The organism is Rhizobium sp. AC27/96 (assembly GCF_001692325.1).
GTDB lineage: Bacteria > Pseudomonadota > Alphaproteobacteria > Rhizobiales > Rhizobiaceae > Rhizobium.
This window is the reverse complement of the sequence record NZ_LXKN01000058.1, coordinates 176,122-191,170: the sequence shown is the minus strand read 5'-3', so window position 1 is coordinate 191,170 and position 15,049 is coordinate 176,122. Positions and strand designations below refer to the sequence as shown.

Below are 15,049 nucleotides of genomic sequence, written 5' to 3'. Positions count from 1 at the left end.
CATGGGTGGCTATCGCCGGATGGTTACACCATCCTGCCCATGCGCCTTCCCACCACGATAAGAACGATCGAGATTTTCATGGGGTGGAGTGATAGACAGAAAATTTCGAAGCGTCAACGTATTAAGCAATAAAAAATCCCGACCTTTCCCGGTCAGAATAAAAAGCGCGCGATGCCGAAAGGGTTTTGTTAAGCCGCTCTCCCTATGCTTCGGCATCCAACGCTTGGGGTAGCCGTTTGCTCAACAATGATCTGCAGACATCTGGCAAGGCCGGAGACCTTGATCGCCGCGATAGACTGAAGCCGGGAAACCGCTTCCTCGGCCGTGTCGTCGCGTGCAACGGTTCAAGAGCAACGATCGCCGCCGTCGCCGAAGCCGGAGGCACCGACCTGACCGAGCTCTGGTCGGTCGGCAAGCTGATTTCCATCAGTGTCGGGTCAAACCGCGTCGCCGCCCTCGTCTATTCCATGAATACCAACAGCATCGGCTGGGGCGAAGGGCAGGACAACCTCTTTCGCATTGAGGTCGAGCTTTTGGGCGAAGTTCGCGTCGAACCAGACGGCCGCGAAGAATTCTCCAGCGGCATTTCCGCCTATCCCTATCTCGGCGCGATCGCGCATCGTATCCGCGCCAGCGACCTCATCCGCATTTTCGATGCCGGCAAGGGCAATAGCTGTGTCATCGGCAAGCTGACGCAAGATGAAAGCATCGATGCCGCCATCCATATTCCGTCGATGCTTTCAAAGCATTTCGCTGTTGTCGGCTCGACCGGTGTCGGCAAATCGACGGCCGTCTCGCTCCTGCTGCACAAGGCGATCAGCACCGATCCGAAGTTGCGGGTCCTGATCCTCGACCCCCATAACGAATTCGCCGCCGCCTTCCCGCGGCATGCCGTCGTCATCGATACCGATACACTCGACCTGCCCTTCTGGCTGATGCGGCTGGAGGAATTCGGCGAAGTGGTCTTCCGCGGCCGGCCCGCAGTTCCGGAAGAACTCGATGCGTTGCGCGATCTCATTCCCGAGGCGAAGCGCGCCTTCCGCGGCGGCAGCGATTCCGCTTTCATGCGCCGCCAGACGGAAAAAGCATCCGTCACCGCCGACACGCCGCTTCCCTACCGCATGGCCGACCTGCTGGCGCTGATCGATGAACGCATCGGCCGGCTGGAAGGTCGTCAGGAGAAGCCGCATCTGCGCTCGTTGAAGATGCGCGTCATCTCCGCGATCAACGATCCCCGTTATAATTTTATGTTCTCCAACAATACGATCACCGATACGATCATGGAGACCATAGCCAAGATCTTCCGCATCCCCGGCGACGGTAAGCCGATCTGCACCTTCCAGCTGGCGGGCATCCCGTCCGAAGTCATCAATTCCGTCGCCTCGGTCCTCTGCCGCATGGCATTCGAACTGGCGCTCTGGAGCGACGGCGCGATCCACATGCTTGTCGTCTGCGAAGAAGCGCACCGATATATTCCGGCCGATCAGAGCCTCGGCTTCTTCCCGACACGGCAGGCGATCGCCCGCATCGCCAAGGAAGGCCGTAAATACGGCGTGTCGCTTGGCATCATCACCCAGCGCCCGGGCGAGCTCGACCAGACGATCCTGTCGCAGTGCTCGACGCTGTTTGCGATGCGCCTTGCCAACGACCACGATCAGGACATTATCCGCTCGGCTATCCCGAACTCCTCGATCTCGACGACCAGCTTCCTGTCTTCGATCGGCAATGGCGAAGCCATCGCATTCGGCGAAGCCATTGCCGTGCCGATGCGCATGCGTTTTTCGCGCGTCGAGGGGCATATGCTGCCGAAAGCGAATGGCAATGCGGCGAAAGCCAGCGAGGAATCGCCTGACACCGTCGACCTGCGCACCATCGTCAGCCGCATGCGCTCGATTTCGAGCCCCGATATCAGCGCCTTGCAGCAAAGCTATAGCGCCGCCGCCGATATCGGAAACGCAGTCAGCGATCTAGCCATTGAGCAGACGTCGGTACGTGTCGCGGAGATGGACGCACCGTTAAACGAACCATATCGCCCGGATATGCTACCGCGCGCCGCCGGCCTGCAGGCTGAACTGCCGGTACAGACATCGATCGAAAGCAAGCTTGCGGAGCTTCGCCGCGAATTCCGAGGCGATGATAGTGCGGGCACGCGCACCTTGCCGCCCCGAGAAGCTCCCCCGTCGCTGCGGCGCGAGCCCGGCCTTTCCTTGCGGGACAGCATCCTGAAGAAGCCGCTCAGCAGCTTTTACGACAAGGATTGACTCAGCTCAGGGGCTGACGCGCTCCCAGCTTTCATCCATCTGGTTGCGAAACCAGGTCATCTGCCGCTTGGCATATTGCCGCGTTGCCGCTGATGCGGTTTCAAGAACCTCATCGCGCGTCATTTCGCCCCTCAGCATCGCCGCGATCTGCGACACACCGATCGCCTTCATGACAGGCATCTCTGCCGGCAGGTCCAGCGCCAGCAGAGCACGCACCTCCTCCGCGGCCCCCATCGCCAGCATCGTCTCGAAGCGGCCGTTGATGCGCTGATGCAGCACGGAGCGTTCGGGCAGCACCACGATCTTTTGCGCGCGGTCAGGATCGATCACCACAGGCCCGGTCTTGCCTTGATAGGCGGCGATGGATTGTCCCGTTGCTTCGATCACCTCAAGAGCACGGACGATGCGCTGGCCATCCTGAGGATTGAGGCTTTCCGCAACGGGAGCGTCGCGATCGGCAAGCTCGCGATGCAGGATCTCAGCTCCTTCCGCGAGTAGCCGTGCGCGCAGGCGGTTGCGAATCTCCAGGGGAATGGCCGGCATATCCGAAAGACCGCCGGTCAGCGCCTTGAAATAAAGTCCTGTTCCGCCGACGAAAACGGGCAATTTCCGCTCACCGCGCAGGCGCGCGACCAGTTCGGTGGCCTCACGCAGCCAGACGCCGGTGGAATAAGCCTGTCCGGCCGGAACGTGACCATAGAGATGATGCGGAATGCCTTCTATATCCTCTTCGGAAGGCCGTGCAGTCAGCAGCCGCAGCGTATCATAGACCTGCATGCTGTCGGCATTGACGACCACGCCGTCATGCGCGCGGGCCAATTCAACCGCAAGCGCGGACTTGCCGCTGGCGGTCGGCCCGGTTATCAGGATCGCGTCGATATCGCTCATAAGGTTTCTGCTCATGGCCTTCGTTGCCACGCTTATTGCCAATCCGTCAAACCCCGTTCTTGTTCCGGCGATTGCCGAACGGGCAGCAGAGGCCGCCAAGGCTTCCGGGCTCTACTGGCTGGCCGACGGCATTGCCTGCGATATCGCGCTACGCGACGATGCCGATCTGCAGGCGGCCGAAGCCAATATTCTCGCCGCGATCGACGGTGAGCCGATCGACCTTGTCATTCAGAATGCCGAGACCCGGCGCAAGAAATTGCTAATTGCCGACATGGATTCCACCATGATCGGCCAGGAATGCATCGATGAGCTCGCAGCCGAAGTCGGCCTGAAGGATAAGGTCGCCGATATTACCGCCCGCGCCATGAACGGCGAGATTGCCTTCGAACCGGCGCTGCGCGAGCGCGTGGCTTTGCTGAAAGGCCTGCCGCTCTCCGTCGTCGACGATGTCATCGCCAAGCGCATCACCCTGACGCCGGGCGGCCCCGAACTCATCGCCACGATGAAGGCGAAGGGCTATTACACGGCCCTCGTTTCCGGCGGCTTCACCGTCTTCACCAGCCGCATCGCCGCGACGCTTGGCTTCGACGAGGATCGCGCCAATCTCCTGCTGGAGGAGAATGGCGTGTTGACCGGCTTCGTCGAGGAACCCATCCTCGGCAAGCAGGCCAAGGTCGATGCACTCAACGATATCGCTGAAAAGCTCGGCATCTCCACCGATGAAGCACTCGCCGTCGGCGACGGCGCCAACGATCTCGGCATGCTGCAACTCGCAGGCTCCGGCGTCGCGCTGCACGCCAAGCCGACGGTTTCAGCACAGGCAAGGATGCGCATCGACCACGGCGATCTGACCGCCCTGCTCTACATCCAGGGCTACCGAAAGAGCGACTTCATCAAACCATAGAACCGGCAGAGCTGCCGAAATCGGGGGCACCGATGATCATCACCGAAACCGAACGTCTCATCATCCGCAATTGGCGCGAGACCGACCGCGACCTTGCCTTCGAGATCAACTCCGACGATGCGGTCATGGAGTTTTTTCCGTTCCGCCGCAACCGCACGGAATCGGATGCCTTCTTCGACCGCGTCCACTCGATGATCGCCGAGACCGGCCTTGGTCTCTATGTTCTCGAACTCAAGACAACTGGCGAGGCAATCGGCTATTGCGGGCTGATGCGAACGGATCACCTGGAGCCATACATCGCGGCCGGAACGATCGAAATCGGCTGGCGGCTGGTGAAACGGCATTGGGGCAAGGGCCTGGTCAGCGAGGCGGCGCGGGCACTTTTTGCCCATGGCTTCGAAAAGCTCGGTCTCGACCAGATCGTCTCTTTTGCCGTGCACAACAATGTCAGGTCGACCGCCGTCATGGAGCGGATCGGCATGCATCGCGTCGCCGGCGGCGATTTCGATCATCCGAGCGTGCCCGACACCTACCCGCACCTCAAACACCATGTCCTCTACCGCCTGACGGCGGCCGAGTGGCGCGCCGGGCGATGACATCGGTTGAAACATCGCGGTTGATCTTGCGGCCCTGCCGGGAAGAAGATCGCGATCTCTTCTACGAACTCAGCTCCGATACCGCCGTCCTCGAATTCTTTCCTTTTCGCCGCAGTCGTGAAGATACCGATGCGATCTTCACCATGATCCGGGAGATCACGCCGCAGCCGGGATTCGATCTTCTGGTGATGACCCTGAAGCAAGGCGGTGCGGCAGTCGGGCTTTGCGGCCTGTCGAAGCCGCAACTCCAACCTCATCTGCCCGAAGGCGCGGTGGAGATCGGTTGGCGGATCTCGGCGAGCCATTGGCGCAACGGCTATGCTACCGAAGCTGGCATGGGGCTTCTGCACCATGCCTTCGAGACGCTCGACCTCGATGAGGTCCTGTCGATCGCCGTGCATGACAATTACCCTGCCCTGGCGGTCATGCGGAAAATCGGCATGCATGCCGACCCATCAAGCTATTTCGACCATCCACAAATTCCGGACACTCATCCGCATTTGAAGCGCCATGTCGTTTATCGCCTGAGCGCCACGGCGTCGCGTTCGCTCCGGACCGGGCCAGCCAAAGGCTGAGCGCTATTCCAATGGGACGGCGATAAAGCGCAAGTCACCCTTCGGAGACGCAATCATCATCTGCGCGTTGCGGCGTCCTTCGCGCTTCAGCGACGATACCTTTTCCGAGGCAGCACTCGGCGTCTGCACGAACTCCTGAGCGACCTCCACGACGACATCGCCCGGCTTCAAACCCTTCTCGGCCGCAGCCGAACCCGGCGCCACTTCAGTGATGACGACACCGTCGACACTGTCGGCAATCCCGAAGCTCTTGCGGTTTTCCGCGGTCAGCGTCGCCAGTTTCATGCCGAGTATGGCCGAACTTGCCTGGGCCGGTGGCTGAGCCTGCGGCGACTGCTGCTGGTTGTCGCCCTGATCCTCTCCATCAGCGCCGTCATCATTGCCATCATCGCTCCCATCGGGGTTGATGATGCCGTCACGATTGCCGTTGCCGTCGGGCGCAAGCTGCGGCTTCTTGTCCTTGTCGGTGCTGGCTGCTGCCGCCTGATCGCTATCCTCAAGTCGCCCCAGCGTGACCTTGACGGTCTGTTCCTTGCCATCGCGGAAAATGATCACATCGACAGCCTTGCCGACCGGGCTTTCGGCCACGACGCGCGGCAGGTCGCGCATCTCCTGGACGTCCTTGCCGTCGAACTTCAGGATGATGTCACCCGCCTTGATGGTGCCGTTGTCGACCGGGCCACCCTTGATGACGCCGGCCACGAGCGCGCCCTTGGCGCTGCCGAGACCGAGACTCGTGGCGACATCGTCCGTTACCGGCTGGATGCGCACGCCAAGCCAGCCGCGGCGGGTTTCGCCGAAATCTCTCAGCTGGTTGACGACGCCTTCGGCCAGTTCCGAGGGCACGGCAAAGCCGATGCCGATCGAGCCGCCGCTCGGGGAGATAATGGCCGTGTTGATGCCGATCACCTCGCCCTTCATGTTGAAGAGAGGGCCGCCGGAATTGCCCTTGTTGATCGCGGCATCCGTCTGGATGAAATTGTCATAGGGGCCGGCATTGATGTTGCGCCCACGGGCCGAGACGATGCCGATGGTAACGGAGCCGCCGAGACCGAAAGGATTGCCGATCGCCATCACCCAGTCGCCGATCCGCATCTTGGCGGAATCGCCGAACTTGACGGCGGTCAGCGGATGCTTCGGCTCGACCTTGAGAACCGAAAGATCGGTCTTCGTATCCGTTCCAATCAGCTTTGCCTTCAGCTTGGTGCCGTCAGGAAAGATCGCCTCGATATCGTCAGCGCCCTCGATGACGTGATTGTTGGTGACGATATAACCCGCTGGATCGATGACGAAGCCGGAGCCGAGCGAGCTGACCTTGCGGTTGCTGTCGTCATTGTTCCGGTTCTTGAAGAAATCGTTGAAGAAATCCTGGAATGGAGAATTGTCCGGCACCTTCGGCGTCGCCGGTCCATCGCCCTCGTCCTTCACCTTCTGCGAGGTGGAGATATTGACGACGGCATTGAGCAGTCCAGCCGCAAGATCGGCCACGGAAGCAGGGCCGGCGTTCATTGCCGGATTCATCGACATCGTCGGCGTATTCGCGGGCGGCGTCTGGTTGTCGGCAGCGGCCGGGGCCTGAATACCAGCGGCCACACCGCTATTCTGTGCCTGAGCGAAAGCCTGTTCCGCGCCGCCCGCAACGGGGCCGGCAATCAACGCGATGCTGGCCAGCAAAGCGAACGAACGTCTGAAGGGCAGGCTATTGGTCGAAGCCATCAGGCATCCTCATCGAATTCGGGAAATCTTGTATAAGCATCAGCATAAGGCGGAATGATGAAGCATGAAATCACCTTTTTGCGATATCCCCGAACCTCCGCCCGGCCCTTGGCTTTATGGTAAAGGTGTGGCCTCGTCACATAAAGAAAAGGGCCGCCGTGAGGCAGCCCTTCGATTTCAGCGCATGACCCCTCAGTTCGCGGGGGCCGTCGTCGGATTGGCAAGTGCCGGCGCGGCGGAATCGGTCGCCGTGCCATTCGGACTATCAAAGAACTTGAAGAAGTCCGACTTGTTCGGCGGCAGCACGAGCGTCTTGCCACCGTTGACGAATGCCTTGTTGTAGGCAGCCATCGTGCGGTAGAACTCATAGAAGTTCGGATCGCGCGAGGAAGCATCGGCAAAGATACCGTTGCGCTCTGCTTCACCCTGACCACGCAGGACTTCCGAATCCTTCTGCGCATCCGCGACGATCTCGACGACCTGACGGTCGGCGATGGCGCGGCGGCGCTGGCCTTCTTCGTTACCCCGTGCGCGGATCAGTTCCGCTTCCGCCAGACGTTCCGCCTTCATACGGTCGTATGTCTGCTGCGAGACTTCCTGCGTCAGGTCGGTGCGGCGAATGCGGACGTCCTCGATGTTGAGGCCGAGCGTTTCGGCATCGCGATGCAGATCGTCACGCACTTCGGTCATCATCGATGCGCGTTCGTTGGACAGCGCCGCTTCGAAGCCGCGCAGACCGTAGACACGACGCAGCGAGGCATCGAGGCGGGTTCTGAGACGCGATTCCGCCGCGTCGCGATCACCCGACACCGTTTCGCGGAACTTCCGCGCATCGGTGATCTTGTAGACGACGAAAGCATCGACTTCGTAGAACTTGCCGCCCGAAACCTGGACGCGGATATTGTCCAGATCGAAACGAAGCTCCTGCTGCTGGATGTACTGGACGCGGTCGGCATCCATGAAGGCGAAGGGCAGCTTGAAATAGAGGCCCGGCTCCGTCTTGACTTCCCGGATCTGGCCGAAGCGCAGGACGATGGCCTGCTCCTTGGCGTTGACCACGAATACGGACGAATAGACAAGCAACAGTATCACCGCAAGCGCGATGAGAATGGCTGGCAAACGGCTGGACGTCATTATTTGGCCTCCGGCTGAACTGCAGTGGCAGGCTTGCCCGCCTGCGTCGTGGACTGCTTGCCGACTTCATTCAGCGGCAGGTAGGGAACGACGCCCTGCTTGTCGTCGATGATGACACTGTTGGAATTGCCGATAACGGTCTCCATGGTTTCAAGGAACAGCCGCTTGCGCGTCACTACCGGTGCCTTGATGTATTCGTCATAGATCGAGATGAAGCGCTGAGCCTCACCCTGAGCTTCCTTCACGACACGGTCCTTGTAGGCAGCCGCTTCTTCGCGAACCTGGGCCGCGCGACCGCGGGCCTGACCAAGCTTCTGGTTGGCGTATTGATTAGCCTCTTCCACCTGCTGGTCTTCGTTCTGCTCGGCGCGCTGCACTTCATCGAATGCATCTGCCACTTCACGCGGCGGCGATGCATCCTCGATCGGCACGGCATTGATGGTGATGCCGGCGCCATAGCGATCCATCGTATCCTGAATGATCGCCCTCACCTGAACGGCGATTTCCTGACGGTTGTCACGATAGATGTCCTGGGCGGGACGACGGCCAACGACTTCGCGCATGGCGCTTTCGGAAACCTGCTGCAATGTCTCGTCGGGGCTTTCGAGATTGAAGAGGTATGATTGCGGGTTGGTCACCGCATAAAGAACCGAAAACTGTACATTGACGATGTTCTGGTCGCCGGTCAGCATCAGGCCGTTGGTCGAACCGGCTGTCGAACGGCTACCGATATTGCGCTGCTGTTCCGTCACTTTGACGAACTCGACGCGATCCATCGGCCAGAAATGGAAATGCAGGCCGGGCATCGAAACTTCCGTGTTCGGCTTGCCGAAACGCAGTTCCACGCCGCGCTCATCGGGCTGCACCGTGTAGACGCACTGAATGAGCCAGAAAACACCGATAACCGCGGCAATGATGAGGAAAACGCCGGCGTTGAAGCCACCGGGGATGAACCCCTTCAGCCTGTCCTGGCCGCGGCGAATAATATCCTCAAGATCCGGAGGACCACCGTTACCGTTTCCTCGCGGCCGGTTCGGTCCCTGTCCCCAGGGTCCCTGGTTATTTCCACCACCGCCGCTGCCGCCGCCGCCCCACGGGCCGCCACCGCCGCCATTCTGATTGCTCCAAGGCATCAAGACCTCTTTGTTTGTTGAACCCCAATATCGCGCCGAACCCACGAAGTTCGCAGGCGGCAGCGATTGTTTCCCGTTATAGGTATCGACACACCTGCTTTCAACGCGACTTGAGGAAGTTCGTCGGATTAACTGGAAAATATTTGCTTTTTCGCCGCCGCTTTCATGCTTTTCGCCTAAGATAGGTGACGAACCGTGTCGGATAGGTGTCCTTTTCACCTGCCGGCAAGGCAAGCTCGCTATCGACCCGCCAAAGGGCCGGATCGATGATCGGAAAGGATGTATCGCCATCCACTTCCGCCTCGACATGCGTGATAAGCAATTGGTCAGCCAGACCGATCGCCTGCCGATAGATCTCGCCGCCACCGAGAATGCAGATTTCGTCAATGCCGCTTTCCGCAGCCATGTGGGTGGCGGCATTAACGGCCTCTTCGAGTGAGTGCACCACCGTCACGCCTTCGGGCGAAAAGCTTGCATCACGCGTAATCACGACATTCGGACGGCCAGGCAGCGGCTTGCCGATCGATTGGAAGGTCTTGCGCCCCATGATGACAGGTTTGCCGAGCGTCATCGCCTTGAAGCGCTTGAGGTCGGAAGACAGCCGCCAGGGCATATCGCCCTCGCGCCCGATAATATTGTTGCGCGATACGGCAACGATGATGGTCTTGATCGGCTGGGTCATGCGTCTTCCTCAAACACGGGCGCTGCCGTCATATGCGAGTCGGCCTTGCGATTCCGCCGCATGATAGTCTGGACGAGGGATCAAGAGCACCCCTTTCAACGCCCCGTCAGATGCCTTTATTGAGCCCGTTGAGCTGCTCGGCCAGCACGCCGCCGCCTTCCTGGTCCTCCGCCATCTTGCGATAAAGACCGGCCATGCCTTTGAATATCAGGGATGCGGGATCGTCCTTACCAAGGAACTCCGAAATCTCTTCCATCTCCGCAACCCAACGATAGGCCTTCGGGTACATGTCCGGAATGCCCTGCACCAGTTTTGCATCGAGATCCGGCTGGCTGTCCTGAAGTTCGCGCTTCAGCGCCTCGTCCGCACCGGAACGGATCGCGGCAAGCAGCATGGCCGTGCCCAGACCCGTCACGCCCTTGTTGATGCCGGCATAGCACATCTTCAGGGCCGAGGCGGCACCGATCGCCCCGTCGACGCGGCGCACCTCGAGGCCTCGTTCGGAAAGCACGGCGCTGCTGTTGGCCTCGTCGCCGCTCACATAAAGCTTTGGCCCCTTCTGTCCGGTCTTCGGCGGCCCGCCGATGATGCAGCCATCGAGAACGACGCCGCAATCATCGCCGAAAACGGCCGCGACCTGCATCATCGTCTGCGGCGAAATCGCGTTGCAGTCCATGAACACCGTTTTCAAGCCGCGCCGGCGTATCGCGGCAGCGACCTGTTCGGCAACGCTGATGGCGGTGGCAGGCGGTACGATGGAGAGAATGAGACCCGCGCCGGCGATAACGTCCAGCCCGACGGGCTCCATACCCGCAGCCTTCGCACGCTCGATGGTCGCCGGTGAGCGGCCCTCAAGGTAAGTCAGCACCTTCGCACCGTTTTCGACCAAACGCCTTGCAATGGCGCTGCCCATCGCGCCTGCTCCGATGACTGCAATATCCACGACCGCACTCCTTCTCCACGCAAGGCGACAACATAGCGCCTCGGGCATGACCGGACGAGCGGAATGGCTAGCGGTAACGATAAGTTTTACTGCGCGTGGAGAACTTTCCGCGGCCTACTTTGCACCGCATGGCGGGCGGGCTGTCGCTAGACGTTGCGCAGGACAAGAACGGCATAGGTGCAGGGCTTGTCGCCTTCGTTTCTGAACACACAATCCGTCGGTGGGCCGAGCTCGAGGCAATCGCCTGCCGACATGTGATGCCTTGCCGCGCCCTCGATAAAGGTCAGTTCACCCTCCAGCACCCAGATGAGCTGCCGCACGAACGCATAGGCCGATGCCGGCATCGGAACGTCCGCACCCGCAGGCAATTCGATGCGAACGAGATCCAGCGGCAGGTCCGACTTTGGGGAAACATGCCGCCGCTCATAACCGGTCTGCGGATCGACCCAGACGGGCTGATCCTCCTTCTTCAGGAAACGGCCCTGCTGCATTTCCGCACGGGCCATCAAGGCCGACATACTCAGGCTGAAGGCGCCTGACAGCTTGCCGAGCAGCGTCGCTGTCGGACTGCTTTCCCCGCGTTCGATCTTGTGGATCATGGCCCGCGAAACGGCGGAGCGCTCCGCAAGTTCCGTCAGCGACCAGCCGCGGCTCTCGCGCTCGATGCGAATGCGTGCGCCTATCCGCCTGTCTATATCGTCAAGATGGGACATATGTGCTACTATAGTAGACTATTGGAAAGCCCGCAATCAGCTAGGCAAGCTTAATAATATCATAGACAATCGCTGAAATCGGCGTATGAGAGACGTAAGGATCAATCCAACATTCATCCAATTTAGTGGATAGCTTCACGGAGCAGTCGATGCAGATTCGCGATGCCAATGATGCCGATATTGCGGGAATAACCGCGATCTACAATGACGCTGTCGTCAACACGGCCGCGATCTGGAACGACACGCAGGTCGACATCGACAATCGCAGGCTATGGCTGCAGGATCGGCGCAAATTGGGCTATCCGGTGCTTGTCGCCACCAACGACCATGGCGAGGTCGTCGGCTATGCCTCGTTTGGCGATTGGCGCGCCTTCGACGGTTATCGCCACACGGTCGAACATTCCGTCTATGTCCGCAACGACCAATATAGAAGCGGTATCGGCAAGGCGCTGATGGTCGAACTGATCGAACGTGCTAGAGCGATCGGAAAGCATGCGATGGTCGCCGGCATCGAGGCCGGCAATGCAGCCTCGATCAGGCTTCATGAAAAGCTCGGCTTCCAGCAGGTTGGCCTGCTCCCGCAAGTCGGCACGAAGTTCGGCCGCTGGCTTGACCTCGCCTTCCTGCAATTGCTGCTCGACGAGCGTACTGATCCCGATTCAAAACCCGCGGCCTGAAAGCCGCGGCATCACTCTGCTCACAGAGGCCGGCGCCGGCTAAACCGCGACTTCGGCCGCGATCGCGGCGTGCGGTTCGTAACCGAGAACTTCGAAATCCTCAATACGGTAGTCATCGATGCTGTCAGGCCGGCGCAGCAGGCGCAGTGTCGGGAAGGGCTTGGGATCGCGGCTCAACTGCTCGCGGATCGCATCCAGATGGTTGAGATAGAGGTGGACGTCACCACCCGACCAGACCAACTCGCCCAGATCCATGTCGACCTGCTGCGCGATCATCGCCAACAAGATCGCCTGCTGCGATATGTTGAAGGGATTGCCGAGGAAAAGGTCGCATGAGCGCTGGAAGACCATCAGGCTGAGGCGCGGACGGCTGCCATCTGCATTGGAGATATTCGACACATGGAACTGATAGACCATGTGGCAGGGGTGCAGCGCCATCTCGGCAAGCTCGCCGACATTCCAGGCATGAAAGATCATGCGACGGCTGCTGGGATTGGTCTTCAGATCCCTGATGACGGATGCCAGCTGATCATGCACGCGGCCCTCGGCATCGCGCCACTGGCGCCATTGTTTGCCATAGACCGGACCGAGATCGCCCCACTGAATCGCAAAATCTTCGTCTTCCAGAATCCGTTTCTCGAAGGCGACCTGGTCGATGTCCTCGCCGGTGGCCTTGCGATATTTCGCGAGCGGCCAATCCGTCCAGATCCGCACATTTTCCTTCAACAGATTGCGGATATTGGTGTCGCCGGTCAGAAACCAGAGCATCTCCTTGACGGCGAGCTTCCAGTAGACGCGCTTGGTCGTGAAGATCGGGATCTGCCCCTTCGACAGATCGAAGCGCATCATCGCGCCGAGACCGCTCAAGGTGCCGACGCCCGTCCGGTCGATGCGCCTGTCACCATGTTCGAGCAGGTGCGCCATCAGGTCGAGATATTGATACTCCGGGTGGCGAACCATCTTCAGCTCCGAAATCGCTCTTGAAGTTTTGCAGTCGGCGCGAAAACCGCCAGCGGCAATTCATCGGCCTACGATCGACCGATTCCTTTTTCGCAAGTTTAATGACAAGCCGGCACGAAACCAACCATAGCGCGGCGTAATCCCGGCCAAATGTCGCATCCGGCGTCGCCGACCGCTGTTTTGGCAAAGCATTTATGACAAATGCCCTTCCCTTCGCCCGCGGAAAACACTATATCACCCTTGCCGGTCTTCGGGCCGGCTATGGCGATAAATGAGCGGTGTAATAAACCTATTGGACCCGGGGGCGGTACCCGGCGCCTCCACCAAAAACCGGCCGGCCAAATCGGCGGCAGACCGGCTTTTGATGGGGGCGAAACAGGATCGACAAGGGTGTAAAGATCGACTTTTTGCTCGGCATTGTACCGCCGTTATCGGGCTAAAATTGTAGTTGCAAACGACAACTATGCGGAAGCTCGTCTCGCTGCTTAATCGCGGTGTGACACTTCAAATAAAGTCCTAAGGGGTCGCACTCTTAGGCGGGGTTCGAAGGCACCTGGCAACAGAAGCCTTCACCTTATCCTCCAGTGCTATATTATAGTAAGACAAGGCGATGACTCGCGCACGGGGCTTTCCCCTTGGCGCCGAGCGTGGCATAAGCCTTTAAAAAAACATGGGCTAACGAAAGACAGGAAAGCATGGCGCAGGATCACATCCGCTACGACATTTTGGCACAGGACGCCCTGCGTGGAGTCATCCGTAAGGTGTTGACTGAAGTCGGCGCTACCGGCCGTCTACCCGGTGATCACCATTTCTTCATCACCTTTCTGACGGGCGCGCCTGGCGTGCGCATTTCGCAGCACCTGAAGTCGAAGTATCCGGAGCAGATGACCATCGTCATCCAGCATCAGTTCTGGGATCTGAAAATCACCGAGAGCCTGTTCGAGATCGGCCTGTCCTTCTCCGACGTTCCGGAAAAGCTGGTGGTCCCTTTCAACGCCATTCGCGGTTTCTACGACCCGTCGGTCAATTTCGAACTGGAGTTCGACGTTCCCCTGGCCGACGACGAGGAGGAAACCACGTCCGGCGAGATCACCGCCTATCCGGTTCCGGCCGAAAGCGCGGAAGAGCCCGCGGCAGCCAAGGATGGCGAGGAAAAGAAGCCGGGATCTGTCGTATCCCTCGACTCGTTCCGCAAGAAACAATAGCCGTATCAGGGGGGAGCATCTGCTTCCCCTTTCCACATCGCCAATAGGAAGAGCTCGATGAGCGCGGAAATCGTCAATCTGCGTCAGTTTCGCAAGAAGCAAGCCCGTTCCGAAAAGGAAAAGGAGGCTGAGCAGAACCGCATCAACTTCGGCCGCACCAAGGCAGAAAAGAACCTGACGAAAGCGCTCAACGACAAGGCCGCGAAGAGCCACGAAGCCGGCCGGATGGACACGCCGAAAGCAGACGAATAATTACTGCGCCGGCATAAAAAAACTTCAGAAATCAGTTGCTTACTAAAGCATTTTGAATCATTTTCAGAAACACCCTACCCTTTCCGATTTTTGATCGATCCACCGATGATCCGTAAACATTCCGCGACGCTGCATGGCCATCGCACGAGCTTTTCCCTTGAGGACGCCTTCTGGACAGAACTGAAGGCGATCGCCAATGCGCGCGGCATTTCGCTCGCAGCACTGATCTCCGAAATCGACGACGGGCGTGAGGCCGGCAGCAATCTCTCCTCTGCGTTGCGCCTTTATGTTCTCAAATGGCTGAAAGACCGCCATTAGAACATTTCGGCTTTTCTTCGAATCGCGAAAACGCCCTATCTTTTTGTTTCCTGACGCATTGCGGACGGAAAACCGCTGCGCACTTTTCCTGG

16 protein-coding genes and 1 other RNA gene are annotated in these 15,049 nt (G+C 59.5%); 9 read left to right on the top strand and 8 right to left on the bottom strand.

What is annotated here, in order from left to right; genetic code table 11:
* Nucleotides 1–236 precede the first annotated feature (236 nt).
* A complete protein-coding gene (locus A6U86_RS28660) occupies nucleotides 237–2,261 on the top strand; it encodes an ATP-binding protein (RefSeq protein WP_068398586.1) in 2,025 nt (674 codons plus the stop codon).
* A gap of 6 nt (nucleotides 2,262–2,267) precedes the next feature.
* Here the strand turns inward: A6U86_RS28660 and miaA are convergent, their stop codons facing one another.
* Complete coding sequence (gene miaA, locus A6U86_RS28655; protein ID WP_068398583.1) at nucleotides 2,268–3,164, bottom strand: tRNA (adenosine(37)-N6)-dimethylallyltransferase MiaA; 897 nt, start codon at nucleotides 3,162–3,164, stop codon at nucleotides 2,268–2,270.
* Between miaA and serB the strand changes: the two genes are divergently transcribed.
* From serB to A6U86_RS28640, 3 genes are read left to right on the top strand one after another with little or no spacing between them, the layout of a single operon-like run.
* Nucleotides 3,163–4,053 (top strand): phosphoserine phosphatase SerB, encoded by an 891-nt coding sequence (gene serB / locus A6U86_RS28650; RefSeq protein WP_068398580.1) that lies wholly within the window; start codon nucleotides 3,163–3,165, stop codon nucleotides 4,051–4,053. The genes miaA and serB overlap by 2 nt on opposite strands.
* A 32-nt stretch (nucleotides 4,054–4,085) precedes the next feature.
* A complete protein-coding gene (locus tag A6U86_RS28645; RefSeq protein WP_068398577.1) occupies nucleotides 4,086–4,649 on the top strand; it encodes a GNAT family N-acetyltransferase in 564 nt (187 codons plus the stop codon).
* Entirely contained in the window at nucleotides 4,646–5,224 is a 579-nt protein-coding gene (locus A6U86_RS28640) for a GNAT family N-acetyltransferase (protein ID WP_068398928.1), read from the top strand. The genes A6U86_RS28645 and A6U86_RS28640 overlap by 4 nt, the downstream gene beginning before the upstream one ends.
* Before the next feature lie 3 nt (nucleotides 5,225–5,227).
* Here the strand turns inward: A6U86_RS28640 and A6U86_RS28635 are convergent, their stop codons facing one another.
* From A6U86_RS28635 to A6U86_RS28610, 6 genes are all read right to left on the bottom strand, one after another.
* Nucleotides 5,228–6,940 carry a DegQ family serine endoprotease gene (locus A6U86_RS28635; RefSeq protein WP_068398575.1) on the bottom strand — a complete coding sequence of 571 codons (1,713 nt, stop codon included), beginning with the start codon at nucleotides 6,938–6,940 and terminating at the stop codon, nucleotides 5,228–5,230.
* A 192-nt stretch (nucleotides 6,941–7,132) separates the two neighbouring features.
* Complete coding sequence (gene hflC / locus A6U86_RS28630; RefSeq protein ID WP_068398572.1) at nucleotides 7,133–8,074, bottom strand: protease modulator HflC; 942 nt, start codon at nucleotides 8,072–8,074, stop codon at nucleotides 7,133–7,135.
* Nucleotides 8,074–9,207 carry an FtsH protease activity modulator HflK gene (hflK, locus tag A6U86_RS28625; protein WP_068398569.1) on the bottom strand — a complete coding sequence of 378 codons (1,134 nt, stop codon included), beginning with the start codon at nucleotides 9,205–9,207 and terminating at the stop codon, nucleotides 8,074–8,076. The genes hflC and hflK overlap by 1 nt, the downstream gene beginning before the upstream one ends.
* Before the next feature lie 163 nt (nucleotides 9,208–9,370).
* Nucleotides 9,371–9,889, bottom strand: a complete 519-nt coding sequence (locus tag A6U86_RS28620) for a dihydrofolate reductase (RefSeq protein ID WP_068398566.1) — start codon at nucleotides 9,887–9,889, stop codon at nucleotides 9,371–9,373.
* A gap of 106 nt (nucleotides 9,890–9,995) precedes the next feature.
* Entirely contained in the window at nucleotides 9,996–10,832 is an 837-nt protein-coding gene (locus tag A6U86_RS28615) for an NAD(P)-dependent oxidoreductase (protein ID WP_068398563.1), read from the bottom strand.
* A gap of 146 nt (nucleotides 10,833–10,978) precedes the next feature.
* A complete protein-coding gene (locus A6U86_RS28610; RefSeq protein WP_068398560.1) occupies nucleotides 10,979–11,545 on the bottom strand; it encodes an XRE family transcriptional regulator in 567 nt (188 codons plus the stop codon).
* Nucleotides 11,546–11,694: 149 nt separating this feature from the next.
* On the opposite strand from A6U86_RS28610, the gene A6U86_RS28605 reads away from it, so the two are divergent.
* Complete coding sequence (locus A6U86_RS28605) at nucleotides 11,695–12,222, top strand: GNAT family N-acetyltransferase (RefSeq protein ID WP_068398558.1); 528 nt, start codon at nucleotides 11,695–11,697, stop codon at nucleotides 12,220–12,222.
* Nucleotides 12,223–12,261: 39 nt separating this feature from the next.
* Here A6U86_RS28605 and A6U86_RS28600 read toward each other — a convergent pair whose 3' ends face one another.
* Complete coding sequence (locus A6U86_RS28600) at nucleotides 12,262–13,182, bottom strand: thymidylate synthase (protein ID WP_068398555.1); 921 nt, start codon at nucleotides 13,180–13,182, stop codon at nucleotides 12,262–12,264.
* 203 nt (nucleotides 13,183–13,385) lie between these two features.
* Between A6U86_RS28600 and ssrA the strand changes: the two genes are divergently transcribed.
* The 4 genes from ssrA to A6U86_RS28580 all read left to right on the top strand — a co-directional run bounded on the left by ssrA (nucleotide 13,386) and on the right by A6U86_RS28580 (nucleotide 14,957).
* Nucleotides 13,386–13,756: a transfer-messenger RNA gene (ssrA, locus tag A6U86_RS28595) on the top strand.
* A gap of 121 nt (nucleotides 13,757–13,877) precedes the next feature.
* Complete coding sequence (locus A6U86_RS28590) at nucleotides 13,878–14,387, top strand: SspB family protein (RefSeq protein WP_068398552.1); 510 nt, start codon at nucleotides 13,878–13,880, stop codon at nucleotides 14,385–14,387.
* 57 nt (nucleotides 14,388–14,444) lie between these two features.
* Nucleotides 14,445–14,639 carry a DUF4169 family protein gene (locus tag A6U86_RS28585; protein WP_068398548.1) on the top strand — a complete coding sequence of 65 codons (195 nt, stop codon included), beginning with the start codon at nucleotides 14,445–14,447 and terminating at the stop codon, nucleotides 14,637–14,639.
* A 105-nt stretch (nucleotides 14,640–14,744) separates the two neighbouring features.
* The gene (locus A6U86_RS28580; protein ID WP_068398545.1) at nucleotides 14,745–14,957 is read left to right on the top strand and encodes a ribbon-helix-helix domain-containing protein; all 213 of its coding nucleotides are present in this window, start codon (nucleotides 14,745–14,747) and stop codon (nucleotides 14,955–14,957) included.
* The last annotated feature ends 92 nt before the right edge of the window (nucleotides 14,958–15,049 follow it).

Excerpts from the sequence above, each read along its gene's own strand:
- serB (WP_068398580.1), top strand. The coding sequence starts at position 3,163 with ATGGCCTTCGTTGCCACGCTTATTGCCAATCCGTCAAACCCCGTTCTT.
- miaA (WP_068398583.1), bottom strand. The coding sequence starts at position 3,164 with ATGAGCAGAAACCTTATGAGCGATATCGACGCGATCCTGATAACCGGG.
- A6U86_RS28645 (WP_068398577.1), top strand. The coding sequence starts at position 4,086 with ATGATCATCACCGAAACCGAACGTCTCATCATCCGCAATTGGCGCGAG.
- A6U86_RS28640 (WP_068398928.1), top strand. The coding sequence starts at position 4,646 with ATGACATCGGTTGAAACATCGCGGTTGATCTTGCGGCCCTGCCGGGAA.
- A6U86_RS28635 (WP_068398575.1), bottom strand. The coding sequence starts at position 6,940 with ATGGCTTCGACCAATAGCCTGCCCTTCAGACGTTCGTTCGCTTTGCTG.
- hflC (WP_068398572.1), bottom strand. The coding sequence starts at position 8,074 with ATGACGTCCAGCCGTTTGCCAGCCATTCTCATCGCGCTTGCGGTGATA.
- hflK (WP_068398569.1), bottom strand. The coding sequence starts at position 9,207 with ATGCCTTGGAGCAATCAGAATGGCGGCGGTGGCGGCCCGTGGGGCGGC.
- A6U86_RS28620 (WP_068398566.1), bottom strand. The coding sequence starts at position 9,889 with ATGACCCAGCCGATCAAGACCATCATCGTTGCCGTATCGCGCAACAAT.
- A6U86_RS28610 (WP_068398560.1), bottom strand. The coding sequence starts at position 11,545 with ATGTCCCATCTTGACGATATAGACAGGCGGATAGGCGCACGCATTCGC.
- A6U86_RS28605 (WP_068398558.1), top strand. The coding sequence starts at position 11,695 with ATGCAGATTCGCGATGCCAATGATGCCGATATTGCGGGAATAACCGCG.
- A6U86_RS28600 (WP_068398555.1), bottom strand. The coding sequence starts at position 13,182 with ATGGTTCGCCACCCGGAGTATCAATATCTCGACCTGATGGCGCACCTG.
- A6U86_RS28590 (WP_068398552.1), top strand. The coding sequence starts at position 13,878 with ATGGCGCAGGATCACATCCGCTACGACATTTTGGCACAGGACGCCCTG.
- A6U86_RS28585 (WP_068398548.1), top strand. The coding sequence starts at position 14,445 with ATGAGCGCGGAAATCGTCAATCTGCGTCAGTTTCGCAAGAAGCAAGCC.
- A6U86_RS28580 (WP_068398545.1), top strand. The coding sequence starts at position 14,745 with ATGATCCGTAAACATTCCGCGACGCTGCATGGCCATCGCACGAGCTTT.